Raw genomic sequence first — 17651 nt, 5'->3', positions numbered from 1 at the left:
TAATATTTCGGGGCAAATGTACGGCTTTTTAATGGAAAAATAGTAATTTTGCAGACATATTTTTCATTCTTATAATCACTGTATGAAAGAATTAGCACTTAAGTACGGATGCAATCCGAACCAGAAGCCTTCACGTATCTATATGGAAGAAGGCGAACTCCCCATCGAAGTACTTAACGGTCGTCCTGGCTACATCAACTTCCTCGACGCTCTCAACTCGTGGCAACTTGTAAAGGAACTTAAGGCTGCAACTGGTCTGCCAGCAGCTGCATCGTTCAAGCATGTATCTCCTGCAGGAGCTGCAGTAGGTTTGCCATTGAGCGACACCCTTAAGAAAATCTACTTTGTTGACGACGTAAAGATTGAACTATCACCTATTGCTTGCGCATACGCCCGTGCTCGCGGTGCCGACCGCATGAGTTCGTATGGCGACTTTGTTGCATTGAGCGACACTTGCGACGCAGCTACAGCTACACTCATTAAGCGTGAGGTGAGCGACGGTGTTATTGCTCCCGACTTCACACCCGAGGCTATTGAGATACTCAAGGCAAAGCGCAAGGGCACATACAATGTGATAAAGATAGACCCCAACTATGTTCCGGCTCCAATAGAGCACAAGCAGGTGTTCGGTGTAACATTTGAGCAGGGACGCAACGAGGTTAAGCTCGACGATCCTGCATTGTTCGAGAACATACCTACAAAGGCAAAGAATTTCACTCCTGAGGCTATTCGCGACCTCATCATATCACTTATCACACTTAAGTACACACAGTCTAACTCTGTATGCTACGTTAAGGATGGTCAGGCAATTGGTATTGGTGCCGGACAGCAGAGCCGTATTCACTGTACACGTCTTGCTGGCAATAAGGCTGATATATGGTGGTTGCGTCAGCACCCGAAGGTAATGAACCTTCCATTTGTTGACGGTATACGCCGTGCCGACCGCGATAATACCATTGACGTATATATATCTGAGGATCATGACGATGTTCTGCGTGATGGTACATGGCAGCTATTCTTTAAGAAGAAGCCAGAGGTATTGACCATGGAGGAGAAAAAGGCTTGGATAGCCCAGAACCGTGGTGTAGCTCTTGGTTCAGACGCTTTCTTCCCGTTCGGAGACAATATTGAGCGTGCGCACAAGAGCGGTGTTGAGTATATAGCTCAGGCTGGCGGCTCGGTGCGTGACGACAATGTTATCGAAACATGCGACAAGTATGGTATAACAATGTCGTTTACAGGTGTACGTTTGTTCCACCATTAATTAAATATATACAACTATGAGCAAAGGCGACGATATCGACGCAATCATTGCCAATGGCATTTCATGGGGACGTGGCGGTGCTTCTTCGGCGAAGACAGACGACGGCAAAGTGAAGACAAAGGCAAAGAAGAAGCAATACATCACCGGTGCCCACGGCAGCGGATCGGCAAGGCAAAAGGCCAAATACCGCGAGCAGCGTGCCAATAGGCACAAAAAGTAATGTCGCAAGTATAACTTGTGCAGTATTTGAATAATGACATATCCCGACAAAACATCAATAACTTTTGATGTTTTGCCGGGATTTTTCTTACCTTTGCAAATAAGTACTTAACAACAGGAACGTATGAAAAGAAATATAGCCGTTATACTTGCCGGTGGCGTAGGCTCACGCCTCGGAATGTCTACACCTAAACAGTTCTTTAAGGTGGCAGGCAAAATGGTGGTAGAGCACACTGTCGATGTGTTCGAGCGCAATCAGCATATCGACGAGATTGCTATTGTGGCAAACCCTATGCTTATAAGCGACTTCGAGAATATTGTCTTGCGCAACAAGTGGCATAAGGTAAAGAAGATACTCAAAGGTGGCAAAGAGCGTTACGACTCATCGCTCTCTGCCATACAGGCATACGCTAACCAGGACGTCAACCTAATTTTCCACGACGCGGTACGCCCGCTTGTAAGCCAGCGTATCGTAAATGACGTGATAGATGCCTTAGCGTCTCATCGTGCCATTGACGTAGCCATCCCGTCTGCAGATACTATTATCGAGGTAGATGGCAACGACTGCATAACATCCATTCCAGACCGTTCGCGCTTGCGTCGCGGTCAAACTCCACAGGCTTTCGACCGCCAAGTTATTGCCGATGCTTACGAGCGTGCATTGAAAGATCCTGAATTCAAGACAACCGACGACTGCGGTGTTGTGCGCAAGTATACCGATGAACCTGTGTTTGTTGTGCGTGGTGAGGAGAGCAATATGAAGCTTACATACCGCGAGGATACCTATATGCTCGACAAGTTGTTTCAACTCAAGAACACTGAGCCCGAGAATACAGAACATGTGTCAGACGTGTTCCGCGACAAGGTTGCTGTAGTGTTTGGCGGAAGCTACGGCATAGGCAAATATGTGGTAGATATGTTGCGCGAGAGTGGAGCCACTGTTTTCTCGTATTCGCGTTCGGAGAACAAGGTGGATGTGGCACAACGCGACAGTGTGGCAAAGGCAATGACCGATGCACATGAGACAGCAGGCCATATCGACTATGTTGTGTGCACAGCAGGTGTGCTCAATAAGGAACCGCTTGCCACAATGGATTACGAAACAATACAGAATGCGATACAAACCAATTATCTCGGCACTGTGAACGTGGCTCTTGAGGCCTATCCGTACCTGAAACAAACAGAGGGCAAGCTGATATTCTTTACATCAAGCTCGTATACAAGGGGTAGGGCGTTCTACAGCATATACTCGTCTACCAAGGCGGCTATCGTAAACTTTGTACAGGCAGTTGCGCAAGAGTGGGATGGAGATGGTATTAAGATTAACTGTATCAACCCTGAGCGCACAAAAACTCCTATGCGTCAGCAGAACTTTGGTATAGAACCCGACGACTCGCTGCTTATGCCAGAGAGGGTGGCAGAGGCAACACTTCAGACCTTGGCATCCGATTGCACGGGTCAGGTTATAGATGTAAGAAGACAGAAGGATTGATAGGGCGATATTTTTAAGACAAGAGAATAAAGATGAATTATCTTGAACAATTCAAGCAACAGCAGTTGCGCCGCGCTCAGCTTAAGCAACTGACAATACTCGAAGAAATAGACCGCATCTGCCGTAACCATAATATCAAGTATTGGCTTGACGGTGGATCGCTCTTAGGTGCTGTGCGTCACAAGGGATTTATACCATGGGACGACGACATAGATATTGCTATGCCTTTAGACGATGCACGACGTTTTGCCGAGATTGCACCAGGAGAACTGCGTGAGGGATTGCGTCTGCAAACACCAGAAACTGAGCAGACACGCGAGCCTATAATGAAGGTACGCGACCTTAATTCCTTTTATGTTGAGGGCAATGAGGATTTCTCGAAGGATTATTCAAAGGGTTTGTTTGTCGACATATTCCCGATGATTGACTATCCCAATGTGTCGAAGAGTTTCTGCAAGAAGTATGGCAAGGGCATGTCTAAGTGTTATTCCATACTGCATCACTCGCATCAGTATTCGTGGCGAGCCTTCTTCGAGTTCTTCTTCTTTGGTGCTAAATATCTGTGGTACAAATTGCTTTGGAAGATTGCATTTGCCACTCGCGGCAAAGACACATATATGTCAAATATCCTTATAAACAATGGCTACGGCATTATGCACCGCAAAGACTCTATCTTCCCGCTGTCTACTATCAACTTTGAGGGTAAACCCTTTGCTGCTCCAGCCAATCCGGATGCCTATCTAACCGATCTCTATAAGAACTATATGCAGATTCCGCCAAAGGAGAAGCAGGTGGTTCATTCGGTGTTTATTATGCCCGATTTGATTTAAACTAATAATCTAAAATAATGGGCTTATCTACCATGCTATCTGTCATGATTGGTAAGCCTGTTTTCTGGTTCATCCAGAATATGGTGTGATGAACCTAAGAAATCGTAGGAGGTACGGTCTCCGAAGAGGGCACTGAAAAAGTCCCTTGCGATATATTTATCAATTATAATCTGCACATAATTTGGCTATGTGCAGATTTTTTTGTACCTTTAAGGAATAAAATCCAAGGTACTTATGCTGTCACAACAACAACTTCCACTCAGTGAATATAGCTCACTTTATGATATAGTCGTCCCCCAGGACAACCTTCTCCGCCGTATTAATAACCTGATAGACTTCAGCTTTGTCTATCAGGAACTGGTCAATAAATATTGTCCTGATAACGGCCGTACAGCTGAATCGCCCATTCGTATGTTCAAATATCTTCTATTGAAGACAATATACGATATATCTGACGTGGATGTTGTAGAGCGTTCCCGTTATGACATGTCGTTTAAGTATTTTCTTGATATGACTCCTGAGGAAGGCGTTATCAATCCAAGCAGTCTTTGTAAGTTTCGCAGATTACGCCTGAAAGACACGGATCTTATGAACCTGCTTATCAAAAAAACTGTAGAGATAGCAATAGAGAAAGGAATCATCACATCAAAGACTATTATTGTAGATTCGACTCATACAAAAGCCAGGTCAAATCCGTATTCACCAGTTGAGATACTGAAACTCCGTTCGAAGCAACTCCGCAAGGCGCTTTATGCCATGGATGATAATATAAAGGAAACACTTCCGGCTAAGAATGAAGACGATGACCTTGTTCATGAGTTGGATTATACCAAGGACCTTCTAAATCATATCACCTCGGATTCCTGCCTTTCGGAAGTGCCCGCAGTAAAACAGCGACTAAATATGCTAAAGGAGACGCTTGCGGACATAGAAGACCACTATACAACCTCAAAGGATACAGACGCACGTGTTGGGCATAAGACAGAAGACACGTCGTTCTTCGGTTACAAGACTCACATCGCAATGAGTGATGAGCGTATCATAACTGCTGCCACAGTCACATCTGGCGAGAAGGGTGACGGGCCTCAGTTGGAAGAGCTTGTTGAGCAAAGCAGAAAGAACGGAATGGAGGTTGACACGGTTGTTGGTGATACCGCATATTCTGGCTGCAAGAACCTCAAACTGGCAGAAGATGAAGAGAGGGGATTTCGTTTGGTGTCCAAATTACATCCGTCTATTAGTAGTGGATTTAGAAAGAGTGAAGACAATTTTGATTACAACAAGGATGCAGGCATGTTTGTTTGTCCTGCTGGCCATATGGCAATCAGAAAAGTAATAATGGGAAAGAATAGGAACTGGAATCAATCCATGACTTATTTCTTTGATGTGGATAAATGCAAGACTTGCTCACGAAGAAACGGATGCTACAAGGATGGAGCTAAAAGCAAGACCTATAGTGTACCTATCAAGAAAGGAGAACATAAAAGACAACTGGAGTTTCAGAAGACACAAGAATTTAAAGAAATAGCCCGCCAGAGATACAAGATAGAGGCAAAAAATTCGGAGTTAAAACAGGTATACGGCTATGATAAGGCATTGTCGTATGGGCTAGATTGTATGCAAATGCAAGGTGCAATGACAATATTTGCCGTAAATATCAAAAGAATATTGAGACTAAGCTAAGAATAATTAGAAGAATTATACACTTGTGACATAAGTGCCCTACATCCTCTATAAGGCTGTATATTAGACCATATCAAAGCAAATTAAAAGCAGATTGCAAAACCGACATAATGTTTAATGCAATCTGCTTTTTTATTTAAAAGAGTGGAATAAAGTCTTAAAGGGCTAACTTTTTCAGTGCCCTCGTCTCCGAACTGTACCACGCAAGTGTGACTATATGGCAGGGCTTTAACAAAAAACCACAAAACACCGTGTTGCTTACGTCGCCGAGGCGGCGACGCTCCACCTATGGAACGGCGAACTCCTGTTCGCCGAGCAAGCAAGTTTGGTGGCAGATGCTACGAGGCATCTTATAAAGTTACTGAATTATTTTGTATTAATGCAAAGATATCTATTTTGTGGATATTTTGAAATGCCATACCTACATTTCGGTATTATTAGTGGAATACCTATTTTTGATGACGCTCCTAATTTGGTGGTTTCTCTTATGATTACTATTTTTGCACTCAGAAAAGAATCGTATTTATGCGGCCGATGTTGTGTTCATGCGGTTTATATAAAAGTTTTATAATTGTAAAGATAATATTGTATTATGATTATTGAAAAAGTTCATGCAAGAGAAATCTTGGATTCTCGTGGCAATCCTACAGTAGAGGTAGAGGTGTCATTAAAGTCTGGCATCGTTGGTCGTGCATCAGTCCCGTCTGGTGCCTCAACAGGTGAGAATGAGGCTTTGGAACTTCGTGATGGCGACAAGAGCCGCTATTGTGGCAAGGGAGTATTAAAGGCTGTAGAGAATGTGAATAACGTGATTGCGCCGGCTTTGGTCGGTTTCTCAGCCTTGGAACAGCGTGCTATCGACCATAAGATGTTAGAGCTGGACGGCACCAAGACCAAGTCAAACCTGGGAGCCAATGCTATTCTTGGTGTATCGCTTGCAGTGGCTCATGCTGCAGCCGAGTATCTCCACATGCCGTTGTATCGCTATATTGGTGGTTGCAACACTTACACCCTTCCCGTTCCTATGATGAACATCATCAATGGAGGTGCTCACTCTGATGCGCCAATCGCTTTCCAGGAGTTTATGATACGTCCTGTCGGAGCTTCTAATGAGAAAGAGGCCATCCGTATGGGTGCAGAAGTGTTCCATGCCTTGGCCAAGCTCCTAAAGAGCCGCGGACTTTCTACTGCTGTCGGCGACGAGGGTGGTTTCGCTCCGGCACTCAATGGTATAGAGGATGCGCTTGAGAGCATTTGTCAGGCAATCAAGGATGCTGGTTATGAGCCGGGAAAGGATGTGAAGATAGCAATGGACTGCGCTGCCAGCGAGTTTGCTGTTCAAGAGAATGGTGAGTGGTATTACGATTATCGCCAGCTGAAGGACGGTAAGAAGAAGGATCCCAACGGCAAGAAACTCACAGCTGCAGAGCAAATAAAGTTCTTGGAAGAACTAATCACCAAATATCCTATTGATTCCATCGAGGACGGTCTTGATGAGAACGATTGGGACAACTGGGTGAAGCTTACAGCTGCCATTGGCGACCGTTGCCAATTAGTTGGTGACGACCTCTTTGTGACGAACGTGAAGTTCTTGGAGAAAGGTATCAAAATGGGTGCTGCTAACTCTATCCTTATCAAAGTGAACCAGATAGGTTCGCTTACTGAGACTTTGGATGCTATAGAGATGGCTCATCGCCATGGCTATACAACTGTTACATCACACCGTTCTGGTGAAACCGAGGATACTACTATCGCTGATATAGCTGTGGCAACAAACTCTGGTCAAATCAAGACTGGTTCGATGAGCCGTACCGACCGTATGGCAAAGTACAACCAACTTATCCGTATCGAAGAACAGTTGGGAAATAACGCATCTTACGGTTACAAAAAACTAAAGTAGACGTGATTAATTATTGAATAAATCATAATCGAAATAAATGGGCATGAACAACCGTGATGGTTGAACATGCCCATATTTTATATATTCAAACGTAAGCACTCAATTGCTTCTGAGGAATTATTAATTATTTCTATATATCAACACTTGCATTGCGGATACGCTTGCTTGCCTTGTGATACTTTAGTGCTAGATAAGTGATAGGTTAAGTCTTCCAGATTAACCATCTTTAGTTGGCCTGTTCCGACAAGAACTTGATTCTGACAAGGCGGATATCGCGTTCTTCGTAGTCACCAAGCTCGTCCATAGCGTCGTCGATATTGTCGGTATCCGATTCGCGGAAGTATTCGTATATATCGTCCACCTGATCCTCGTCCATTACATCCTCAAGGAAATAGTCGATGTTTACCTTAGTGCCCGAGTATACAATAGCGTCAATCTCGTCCAGCAAGTCGTCGAAGTCGAGGTTCAGAGCCGATGCAATGTCGTCAAGCGGCATGCGACGGTCCAGGTAACCAATAATCTTAACCTTAGTCATCGAGTCCTTAGCCACGGTTCTGACAAACATCTCCTCAGGACGTTCAATCTCGTTATCGTCGCAATAGCGCTTGATAAGTGCGCAGAACTCCTTGCCGTATCTACGAGCCTTGCCTACGCCAACGCCTTGAATGTTGCGAAGTTCTTCTACAGAAACCGGATATAGAGTGGCCATCTGCTCGAGTGATATGTCTTGGAAGATGACATAACCTGGTAGATTAAGCTTCTTAGCCGTCTTTTTACGAAGGTCTTGCAGCATACTATATAGTGTAGGATCCAGTGCCGATGCTCCATGCTCCTCCTCTACGTCGTCGTTAGTTTCGGTAAAGTCGGTGTCCTCCACATATGTAAAGTCAGTAGGATTCTTCACAAATCGCTTGCCGGCAGCCGTAACCTTAAGCAATCCATAACTCTCTATGTCCTTGTGTATATATCCAGCAATCATACCCTGACGTATAACCGGGTTCCATGTCTTAGGAGGCATATCCTCGCCCATGCCAAATTCCTCGAGCTGGTCATGGTGATGCGATACAATATCATCAGTAGCACGTCCCTTAACAAAGTCGATGACATAATCCTGACGGAATCCCTCCTTCATGGCAAGAATAGAGCGTAGCACTATGAGCAAAGCCTCTTTGCCCTCGCGTTTAACCTTAGGATGTCGGCAGTTGTCGCAATTGCCACAGTTGTCCTTAGGATATTCCTCGCCAAAGTAGTGCAGCAATATCTTGCGTCGGCATACCGACGACTCGGCATAAGCAGCAGTTTCCTGCAACAATTGTTTGCCTATGTCTTGCTCGGCAACAGGCTTACCTTCCATAAACTTCTCAAGTTTTTGCAAGTCTTTATACGAGTAGAAGGCTATGCACATACCCTCTCCACCATCGCGTCCGGCACGTCCTGTCTCCTGATAATATCCTTCCAAACTCTTTGGAATATCGTAGTGTATAACGAATCGTACGTCGGGTTTGTCGATGCCCATGCCAAAAGCTATGGTAGCAACAATAACGTCGATGCGCTCCATAAGGAAGTCGTCTTGTGTCTGCGATCGCTTTGCCGAGTCGAGTCCAGCATGATAAGGAGCCGCCTTAATCTCGTTGGCTTGCAGTACAGCCGCCAGTTCCTCCACCTTTTTGCGTGATATACAGTATACAATACCACTCTTTCCGGGGTGCTGTTTAATAAACTTGATAATCTGTTTATCTATATCCTTAGTCTTCTGTCTTACCTCGTAATATAGGTTAGGACGATTAAAGGACGAGCGGAACTCCTTGGCATCAGTAATGCCGAGGCTCTTCTTAATGTCCATGCGCACCTTGTCTGTGGCAGTGGCAGTAAGGGCTATGACGGGAGCGTTGCCTATTTTCTGTATTGTTGGGCGTATGTTTCGGTATTCGGGGCGGAAGTCGTGTCCCCACTCCGAAATACAGTGAGCCTCGTCAATGGCATAGAACGAAATCTTGAAAGAGCGGAAGAACTCAAGGTTGTCTTCCTTGTTCAGCGATTCGGGAGCCACATACAACAGTTTGGTGCGTCCTTCACGAACATCCTTGTATACTTGCTGTATGGCAGCCTTGTTGAGTGAGGAATTGAGATAATGGGCAACTCCCGGCTCCTCGCTAAGGCCGTTAATGACGTCGACCTGATTTTTCATAAGAGCTATGAGCGGCGATATAACAATCGCCGTACCGTCCATAATAAGCGATGGCAATTGATAGCAAAGGCTCTTGCCGCCACCTGTAGGCATTAGCACAAATGTGTCGTTGCCTTCAAGCAAGTTGCGTATTATTGCTTCTTGTTCGCCTTTGAACGAGTCGAAACCGAAGTAATGTTTTAGTTGTTCGTTGAGGTTAATTGTCCCAGTCATAGTAGTAAGATTTAAAAGCTAAATCCTCTCCACTCCCTCCAGCGGGGTGGAGAGGATTTCTATTCTATTTTAGATGCGACTTCTCAAGTTGCTGCTTAGCGTAATCGAGTGTAACGTCAAACTTGTCCACCTTCTTTGAAGGCTGTTCGAACATAGCGTCCATAACAATCGATTCTACGATAGAGCGCAGTCCACGAGCGCCAAGTTTGTATTCTACAGCCTTATCCACGATGAAGTCGAGTGCGTCGTCGGTGAAGTTAAGCTGTATGCCGTCCATCTCGAACAGTTTTTTATACTGCTTGATGATAGAGTTCTTAGGCTCGATAAGGATGCGTCGCAGGGCTTCGCGGTCAAGAGGATTGAGGTATGTAAGCACGGGTAGACGACCGATAATCTCCGGAATAAGACCGAATGATTTTAGGTCCTGCGGCAATATATACTTCATAAGGTCGCTCTTGTCAATGCTTCTTGCGTTCTGTACAGAGTTAAAGCCAACGGTGTGAGCATTAAGACGCTGAGCAATTTTGCGTTCTATACCGTCGAATGCACCGCCACATATAAATAATATGTTGCGAGTATCTACGTGTATATAGTCTTGGTCAGGATGCTTGCGTCCACCCTTTGGCGGCACATTCACCATTGTTCCCTCAAGCAGTTTTAGCAAACCCTGCTGCACACCCTCGCCGCTAACATCGCGAGTGATACTTGGGTTGTCGGCCTTGCGTGCTATCTTGTCAATCTCGTCAATAAATACAATACCGCGTTCGGCAGCCGGCAAGTCGTAGTCGGCAACCTGAAGCAAGCGCGAGAGAATACTTTCTACATCCTCGCCCACATAGCCAGCCTCGGTAAACACAGTTGCGTCTACAATGGTGAAAGGCACCTTTAGCAACTTGGCTATAGTGCGTGCGAGCAGAGTTTTGCCCGTACCAGTAGAGCCCACCATAATGATGTTGCTCTTCTCAATCTCAACACCCGACTCGTCGTCAGGCTGCGACAGGCGCTTGTAATGGTTGTATACTGCAACCGACAGAAACTTCTTGGCCTCGTCCTGTCCGATGATGTATTGGTCGAGATATTCCTTTATCTCCGTAGGCTTAGGCACATCGGCAAGTTCCACATCAAACTTTCCGCCGCGCTTACGCTTGCCACCATCGGGTCCGAGCCCAGCCTCAACCACAATCTGATATGCCTGCTGTGCGCATTGGTCGCAGATAAAGCCGTTGAGTCCGGTAATTATAAAGTTGACATCCTTTTCTGCTCTTCCGCAGAAACTGCATACTTTCTTTGGCATTGCTATATTATTTCTTTCTAATCATTATCTGGTCAATCATTCCATACTCCTTAGCCTCTTCTGCATTCATCCAGTAGTTGCGGTCAGAGTCGGCCCAAACCTTGTCGAATGGAGTATGCGAGTGGTCGGAGATAATGGTGTAGAGTTCCTTCTTGAACTTCTGAATCTCTCTTGCTTCAATCTCAATGTCCGAAGCTTGTCCTTGTACACCGCCAAGAGGCTGGTGTATCATCACGCGGCTATGCTTTAGGGCATATCTTTTGCCTTCCTGACCAGCCACGAGCAATACGGCAGCCATAGATGCAGCCATACCAGTACACATGGTAGACACGTCGGATGTAATGAACTGCATAGTGTCGTAGATGCCGAGACCAGCTGTAACACTTCCGCCAGGCGAATTGATATAGATAGAGATATCCTTGCCAGGATCTACCGAGTCAAGGTATAAGAGTTGCGCCGAGAGTGTATTGGCTGTATAGTCGTTAATCTCGGTACCGAGGAAGATGATACGGTCCATCATCAATCGTGAGAACACATCCATCTGTGTAACATTGAGCTGACGCTCCTCGAGGATGTAAGGGTTGAGGTACTGAGCCTGCGCCTTCATCACGTCATCAAGCACCAAACCGTTCATGCCAAGGTGCTGTGTTGCGTACTTTCTAAAGTCGTTCATATCTTGTTTTTCTTATTGTTTTTCTGTATGTTGTATATATATAAGTAATGATAGAAGGCCAAACAGCAACTATCTATATACAAAGATACAAAAAAAAGTCGGTTCGCTTATAATCTTACCATATATTTTTTTATTCTTTGCATAAGGGTATTAAAAAAAATATGTAACTTTGTGCAAGCAATATTAATGATTTGCTGTCAAATTTATTTATAAACCTTTAAAAATTTAAATCTATGGGATTAAAAGAAGCAGTTGTATCAGTTTTTTCAAAGTATGCAACATTTAGTGGTCGAGCCACACGTTCGGAGTATTGGTTCTTCTATTTGTTCAATATTATCATGAGCTTTGCCCTTATTGCCGTATGCTCTATTATCGGTGCTATCTTCAAGGGCTTAGACGGAGCTACTGGTGGCTATATGGTTGGCACCATTCTTTATTGGATCTACGCCATTGCTGCGTTTATACCCGGCTTGGCAGTTTCGGTGCGCCGTCTTCATGATACCGGACGTTCGGGATTCAACCTCTTCTGGATGTTCCTGCCTATCATTGGAGCTATTCTTCTTATAGTATACTTTGCCACTGGCAGCAATCCTGGCGATAATGCTTACGGACCAGAGCCAGAAAAATAATAAAGCCGTTTTATAGACTATTTTTTACTGACATTATATGCTGTCCCAAAGTAATATATATTAAAATGCAAAGTAATATATATTAAAATGCAAAGTTATATTATATTAAAATGCAAAGTAATATATATTTAAATGTGCAAGTAATATTATATTACTTTGGGAGCAAATAAATCCTCTTGTTTCCCCGTTCTTCTTATCCAAGCTTTTCATCCATAAATTGCGGTTTATCGATGAGGGTTCCTCGTGCTTTTTTGTTCATATCTTGTTTGCTTATAGTTCAGTGTTAGGCATAAAAATTTTTCTTCCAAAAGCCTTTACATATTTGCCAAATCCTTTGTTTATGGGCGTTTAGCCGCGTGTTTGTCCGTTTTGTTTTGTCTTTTGTCTAATTTGTGACGCTCCATATTAGTCAATGCTTGTAATTTTGCAACCGAATAAAAACCTATCCGTTTCAAATCTTCAAGAGTAAGAAAACAAGATCAGCTTAGGTTGTTCTTTAAGACAACCATTTTCAGTAAAAGACAAAATTTAAACCAAACCATAATTTACCTAAACGTTTTGAACATGAACCAAACAAAAGGAAACAAATCCACAGGACGTTTCGCGCTACTTCTTGCCGGACTGCTTGCAACATCAAGCTTGTCGGCATTTGCGCAGAACCGCATTGTAAAGGGCAGCGTTGTGGATGCCAACAATCAAGAACCTCTTATGGGCGCCACTATTATGCTCGATGGTGGCAAAACTGGAGCCGTTACAGATATAGACGGCAATTTCTCGCTTACAGTTCCCGAAGGAACCAAGCAAATCTCTGTATCATATATAGGATATGTAGCCAAGACCGTGCAACTAAAGAACGGTGTTATGACCATACAGCTCGACTCTAACGACAAGCAGATAGGCGAGGTGGTGGTTGTTGGTTACGGTACTACACGCAAAAGCGACCTTACGGGTTCGGTTGCCACTGTCAAGGCCAAGGATTTCAACAAAGGCTCTATATCATCGCCCGAGCAACTTATTAATGGTAAGGTTTCGGGTGTGCAGATTATGTCGAACTCTGGTTCGGCAACCGCAGGAAGCACTATTCGCGTACGTGGTGGTGCCTCGTTGAATGCATCTAACGACCCGCTTATAGTTGTAGATGGTGTGCCTTTGGAGCTTGGTGGCATATCGGGTGCCGACAATTTCCTTAGCATGATTAACCCGCAAGACATCGAGTCGATGACTGTATTAAAGGATGCTGCATCTACGGCTATTTATGGTTCGCGAGCATCCAACGGTGTTATTCTTATAACAACAAAGAAGGGCAGCGACTCGAAGCTCAACATACAATTCTCGTCTACCAACACCATGCAGACACGTGCACAGATGGTGGATGTATTGAGTGCCGACGAGTTTCGCAATGTTATAAATGCCCAGGGCACCGATGCTCAGAAGGCTTTGCTTGGCAATGCCAACACCGATTGGTTTGACGAGGTATATCGCACAACATTATCTACCGACAACAATCTGTCGCTTTCGGGCAACATCGTAAAGGGACTTCCGTTCCGTGCATCCATAGGTTATGCCAACCAGAATGGTATCATTCGCGGCGACAAGTCGGAGCGCTTTACCGGTAATCTTGTGCTCAACCCCAGCTTCTTTAACGACCACCTAAAGCTTACACTCAATGCCAAGGGCTCTATAGCCAAGAACTCGTTCTACAACGGCAATGCTATTTGGGCAGCGGCTACATTCAACCCCACATTGCCAGTATATTCTGGTTCGGACAAGCTTGGCGGTTATACCGAGTCGTTAGATGCAAGCGGCAACCCTATCAATACATCAGCCGGACAGCGCAATCCGCGTGGACTTGTCGACATGTATGATGCTGGCAGCGATGTAAAGCGATTTATAGGCAACTTTGATGTTGACTACAAGCTCCACTTCTTTCCAGATGTAAAGCTGCATGCAACAGTTGGCACCGACGTGGCAGAAGGCAAGGGACACACACGCATACCCGACTATGCGGCATCCAACTACTTTGATGGCGGATACAATTACAACTACGGTCCACAGAAGAAGCAGAACAATCTGCTTACCGTTTACGCCAACTACGGTCACTACTTTGAGGAGACAAAGAGCAATGTCGACGCAACAATAGGTTACGATTATCAGTATTGGAAGTCGACATCGCCAGAGACAGTAGAGTATAATATGGCTGGCTCGCAGCTCAAAACCCACAAGGCAGAGGACTATCGTCATACTTTGTTGTCATACTATGGACGTGTAAACTACTCGTACGATGGACGTTATCTCCTTACAGCAACCATGCGTCGTGACGGCAGCTCACGCTTTGGCAGCGACTATCGTTGGGGTACATTCCCTTCAGTAGGCTTGGGTTGGACCATCAGCAACGAGAAGTTCCTTAAGGACAACAAGATACTTAGCAACCTCAAATTGCGTGCATCATACGGTGTAACCGGTCAGCAGGAGGTAGGCGGCAATTATAATTATCTGCCTGTTTATACATACAGCGCATCGGGAGCCGAGGCTTATGTCAATGGAACATGGATTAACACCTATCGTCCAGAGGCATATGTGTCTAACCTTAAATGGGAGACAACCGATTCTTGGAACGTAGGTTTCGACTTCGGATTCCTTAAAAACCGTATTTCAGGTTCGTTTGACTACTATACACGCAAGACAAAGGACCTTATAGCAACAGTTCCAGCAGCAGCTGGCACACAGTTTGGCAAGACCATCACCACGAATGTGGGCAATGTGGACAGCCATGGTATTGAGGTTACACTCAATGCCACACCAGTGCAGACCAAGGATTGGGAGTGGAATCTTTCGTACAACTTCACTTGGCAGAAGATGAAGGTTAAGAACCTTTCATTGGTTAAGAGCGACAGCGAGACCAATATGATTGTAGGTCCAACGGTTAAGGACCAGAACCAGATTCAAGTGCTAACCGAGGGCTATACACCTAATATGTTCTACGTATACAAGCAGCTGTACGACCGCAGCGGAAAGCCAATCGAGGGAGCATATGCCGATCTTAACAACGATGGCGTAATAAACGAGTCGGACCGTTATCGTTATCACTCGCCGATGCCCGATTACATCATGGGTCTATCTACATCTTTGCGCTACAAGCAATTGACACTCGGCATGAGTTTCCGCGCCAACATAGGCAACTATGTATACAATTCTACAGCTATGAACACCGGAGCATGGGAGATGGAGACTTGGGCCGACGGATTGCAGTTAAATAATCTCAACCGCAGTTATATGAAGACAGGCTTCAAGACACGCCAGTATCTTTCAGACTATTATGTGGAGAACGGCTCGTTCCTTAAGCTTGACAACATCAACTTGAGCTACAACTTTGGCAAGATAACCAAGTGGTGCTCGTTGTCGCTATCGGCTATGGTGCAGAATGTATTCTGCATAACCAACTACTCGGGTGCCGATCCAGAGGTGCCAAACGGAGTAGACAGCAGCTTCTATCCAAGACCAAGAACATACACACTGAGCTTGGGACTGACGTTCTAAGGGAAAAGTGAAAAGGGAAAAGGGAAAAGTGAAAAATCCTAATGCTTTAAACATATATTAAAAAGAAACATAATGAAACTAAAGAATATATTATATGGTGTGATGATGGGAACATCGCTGCTGACACTTAACACAGCTTGCACCGATGACCTAAACCAATATCCACACAACGAAACCACCTCTGAGCAAGTGTATACCAATATTCAGAACTATGAGTCGGTACTTGGCAAGATTTATGCCTCGATGACTGCAACAGGCCAGGAAAGCTCTGGCACAGACTTCTCATCAAATCATGGCGAGAACTATATGCGTATGTACATCAACCTTCAGGAAGGACCAACCGACGAGATGGCATACTCGTGGCTTACGGGCGACGATATGACCAATATATCCTTTATGAAGTGGGACGCCAACGACACATGGGTGAGCGATATGTACTATCGCATATACTACAATATCACATTGTGCAACGAGTTCTTGCGCAACTGTTCCGACTCAAAGATATCTTCTTTCTCGGATGCCGACCAGCAGAAGTTGCGCCGCTATCAGGCAGAAGCGCGTTTCATGCGTGCCTTGTTCTACTATCATGCTCTCGACCTCTACCGCAACATACCGTTTGTAACCGAGAACGACCCTATAGGCTCTTATGTTCCACCACGCTACACACCGCAGCAAACATTCGATTATATCGAGTCGGAGCTTAAAGCATGTGTTGACAATATGGCATCAAAAGACGATTGTCCTTACGGTGAGGCATCGAAGGGAGCTGCCTATACATTGCTTGCAAAGCTCTATCTCAATGCCGAGACTTATATCGGTACAGCCAAGTATACCGAGTGTGTAGAGGCTTGCAAGCAGGCAATAGCACAGGGCTACTCGCTCAACAGCGATTATGCACAGCTCTTTAACGCCGACAACGACAAGCGTACCAACGAGATAATCTTTGCATTGCCGCAAGACCCAGACCACTTGATGACCTATGGATCTACAACATATCTTATCTGTGGCTCGACAAGCAGCACATCCAATTCGCAGAATGCAGCCGACCTTGGCGTGGCTTCGCCTTGGGGCAACTTCCGTTCGCGTGGCAACTTGACTGCAAAGTTTGCCGATGGAGATAAGGATCATCGCTACATGTTCTTCACAGACGGACAGCAGCAATATATCGACGACTTTACCAATCAGCAGGATGGATATCTATTTACCAAATGGACCAACCTGAAGGATAACGGTGAGGCGGCATCAAATACAGCATCTTATGGAGCTGCAACCGATTTCCCATTGTTCCGCCTGGCAGATGTATATCTGATGTATGCCGAGGCCGTAGTACGTGGAGGCAACGGTGGAAGCCGCGAACAGGCACTTCAGTATATCAACGATCTTCGCAAACGTGCCTATGGCGACGCAAGCGGAAACATAAAGGAGAGTCAGCTAACCAAGGAGTTTATCATAGACGAGCGTGCCCGTGAACTTTATATGGAAGGTTATCGCCGCACCGACCTTATTCGTTTTGGTCAGTTTACCACCTCTTCTTATATATGGGAGTGGAAAGGCGGAACCAAGGATGGTATGGCTGTAGACAATAAGTACAACTACTATCCAATACCGTCGACCGACCTTACAGCCAATCCAAACTTGAAGAACAAGGGATATTAATAGAGAGCCAAACCTTAGCTACTCCCCATATGAAGGGGAGTGGCATGGGTGTTGCAATCGTTTACATAATCTA

Annotated in this window: 12 protein-coding genes; 9 read left to right on the top strand and 3 right to left on the bottom strand. The window is 45.1% G+C overall.

The features are described from left to right. Window positions 1-82 precede the first annotated feature (82 nt). The 6 genes from C9991_RS01840 to eno all read left to right on the top strand — a co-directional run bounded on the left by C9991_RS01840 (window position 83) and on the right by eno (window position 7388). On the top strand, window positions 83-1264 hold the full coding sequence (locus C9991_RS01840) for a phosphoribosylaminoimidazolecarboxamide formyltransferase (RefSeq protein WP_106810929.1): 1182 nt from the start codon (window positions 83-85) through the stop codon (window positions 1262-1264). Between the two features lie 16 nt (window positions 1265-1280). Further along, complete coding sequence (locus C9991_RS01835; RefSeq protein WP_106810928.1) at window positions 1281-1484, top strand: hypothetical protein; 204 nt, start codon at window positions 1281-1283, stop codon at window positions 1482-1484. 123 nt (window positions 1485-1607) lie between these two features. Next, a complete protein-coding gene (locus C9991_RS01830; protein ID WP_106810927.1) occupies window positions 1608-2975 on the top strand; it encodes a bifunctional cytidylyltransferase/SDR family oxidoreductase in 1368 nt (455 codons plus the stop codon). 26 nt (window positions 2976-3001) lie between these two features. Continuing rightward, window positions 3002-3805, top strand: coding sequence for a LicD family protein (locus C9991_RS01825; RefSeq protein WP_438269188.1), 804 nt, complete (start codon window positions 3002-3004; stop codon window positions 3803-3805). 234 nt (window positions 3806-4039) lie between these two features. Then, window positions 4040-5488, top strand: coding sequence for an IS1182 family transposase (locus C9991_RS01820; protein WP_106810833.1), 1449 nt, complete (start codon window positions 4040-4042; stop codon window positions 5486-5488). A gap of 592 nt (window positions 5489-6080) precedes the next feature. After that, complete coding sequence (gene eno, locus C9991_RS01815) at window positions 6081-7388, top strand: phosphopyruvate hydratase (RefSeq protein ID WP_106810925.1); 1308 nt, start codon at window positions 6081-6083, stop codon at window positions 7386-7388. A 226-nt stretch (window positions 7389-7614) separates the two neighbouring features. On the opposite strand, the gene recQ is transcribed toward eno, so the two are convergent. The 3 genes from recQ to clpP all read right to left on the bottom strand — a co-directional run bounded on the left by recQ (window position 7615) and on the right by clpP (window position 11756). Further along, the gene (gene recQ / locus C9991_RS01810; RefSeq protein ID WP_106810924.1) at window positions 7615-9789 is read right to left on the bottom strand and encodes a DNA helicase RecQ; all 2175 of its coding nucleotides are present in this window, start codon (window positions 9787-9789) and stop codon (window positions 7615-7617) included. Between the two features lie 64 nt (window positions 9790-9853). After that, a complete protein-coding gene (gene clpX, locus C9991_RS01805) occupies window positions 9854-11083 on the bottom strand; it encodes an ATP-dependent Clp protease ATP-binding subunit ClpX (RefSeq protein WP_106810923.1) in 1230 nt (409 codons plus the stop codon). 7 nt (window positions 11084-11090) lie between these two features. Next, a complete protein-coding gene (clpP, locus tag C9991_RS01800) occupies window positions 11091-11756 on the bottom strand; it encodes an ATP-dependent Clp endopeptidase proteolytic subunit ClpP (protein WP_106810922.1) in 666 nt (221 codons plus the stop codon). A gap of 233 nt (window positions 11757-11989) precedes the next feature. On the opposite strand from clpP, the gene C9991_RS01795 reads away from it, so the two are divergent. The 3 genes from C9991_RS01795 (at window position 11990) to C9991_RS01785 (ending at window position 17578) form a co-directional block, all read left to right on the top strand. Then, window positions 11990-12385 (top strand): DUF805 domain-containing protein, encoded by a 396-nt coding sequence (locus C9991_RS01795; protein WP_106810921.1) that lies wholly within the window; start codon window positions 11990-11992, stop codon window positions 12383-12385. A 564-nt stretch (window positions 12386-12949) separates the two neighbouring features. Then, window positions 12950-15922: a SusC/RagA family TonB-linked outer membrane protein gene (locus tag C9991_RS01790; protein WP_106810920.1), complete on the top strand. Its 2973-nt coding sequence runs from the start codon at window positions 12950-12952 to the stop codon at window positions 15920-15922. A 72-nt stretch (window positions 15923-15994) separates the two neighbouring features. Further along, entirely contained in the window at window positions 15995-17578 is a 1584-nt protein-coding gene (locus C9991_RS01785; RefSeq protein ID WP_106810919.1) for a RagB/SusD family nutrient uptake outer membrane protein, read from the top strand. Window positions 17579-17651 lie beyond the last annotated feature (73 nt).

Source organism: Prevotella merdae (assembly GCF_900290275.1).
Lineage (GTDB): Bacteria > Bacteroidota > Bacteroidia > Bacteroidales > Bacteroidaceae > Prevotella > Prevotella merdae.
This window is presented reverse-complemented; position numbering and strand designations above follow the sequence as displayed.

Coding starts and splice junctions, on each gene's coding strand:
- C9991_RS01840 (WP_106810929.1), top strand. CDS start 83: ATGAAAGAATTAGCACTTAAGTACGGATGCAATCCGAACCAGAAGCCT.
- C9991_RS01835 (WP_106810928.1), top strand. CDS start 1,281: ATGAGCAAAGGCGACGATATCGACGCAATCATTGCCAATGGCATTTCA.
- C9991_RS01830 (WP_106810927.1), top strand. CDS start 1,608: ATGAAAAGAAATATAGCCGTTATACTTGCCGGTGGCGTAGGCTCACGC.
- C9991_RS01820 (WP_106810833.1), top strand. CDS start 4,040: ATGCTGTCACAACAACAACTTCCACTCAGTGAATATAGCTCACTTTAT.
- eno (WP_106810925.1), top strand. CDS start 6,081: ATGATTATTGAAAAAGTTCATGCAAGAGAAATCTTGGATTCTCGTGGC.
- recQ (WP_106810924.1), bottom strand. CDS start 9,789: ATGACTGGGACAATTAACCTCAACGAACAACTAAAACATTACTTCGGT.
- clpX (WP_106810923.1), bottom strand. CDS start 11,083: ATGCCAAAGAAAGTATGCAGTTTCTGCGGAAGAGCAGAAAAGGATGTC.
- clpP (WP_106810922.1), bottom strand. CDS start 11,756: ATGAACGACTTTAGAAAGTACGCAACACAGCACCTTGGCATGAACGGT.
- C9991_RS01795 (WP_106810921.1), top strand. CDS start 11,990: ATGGGATTAAAAGAAGCAGTTGTATCAGTTTTTTCAAAGTATGCAACA.
- C9991_RS01790 (WP_106810920.1), top strand. CDS start 12,950: ATGAACCAAACAAAAGGAAACAAATCCACAGGACGTTTCGCGCTACTT.
- C9991_RS01785 (WP_106810919.1), top strand. CDS start 15,995: ATGAAACTAAAGAATATATTATATGGTGTGATGATGGGAACATCGCTG.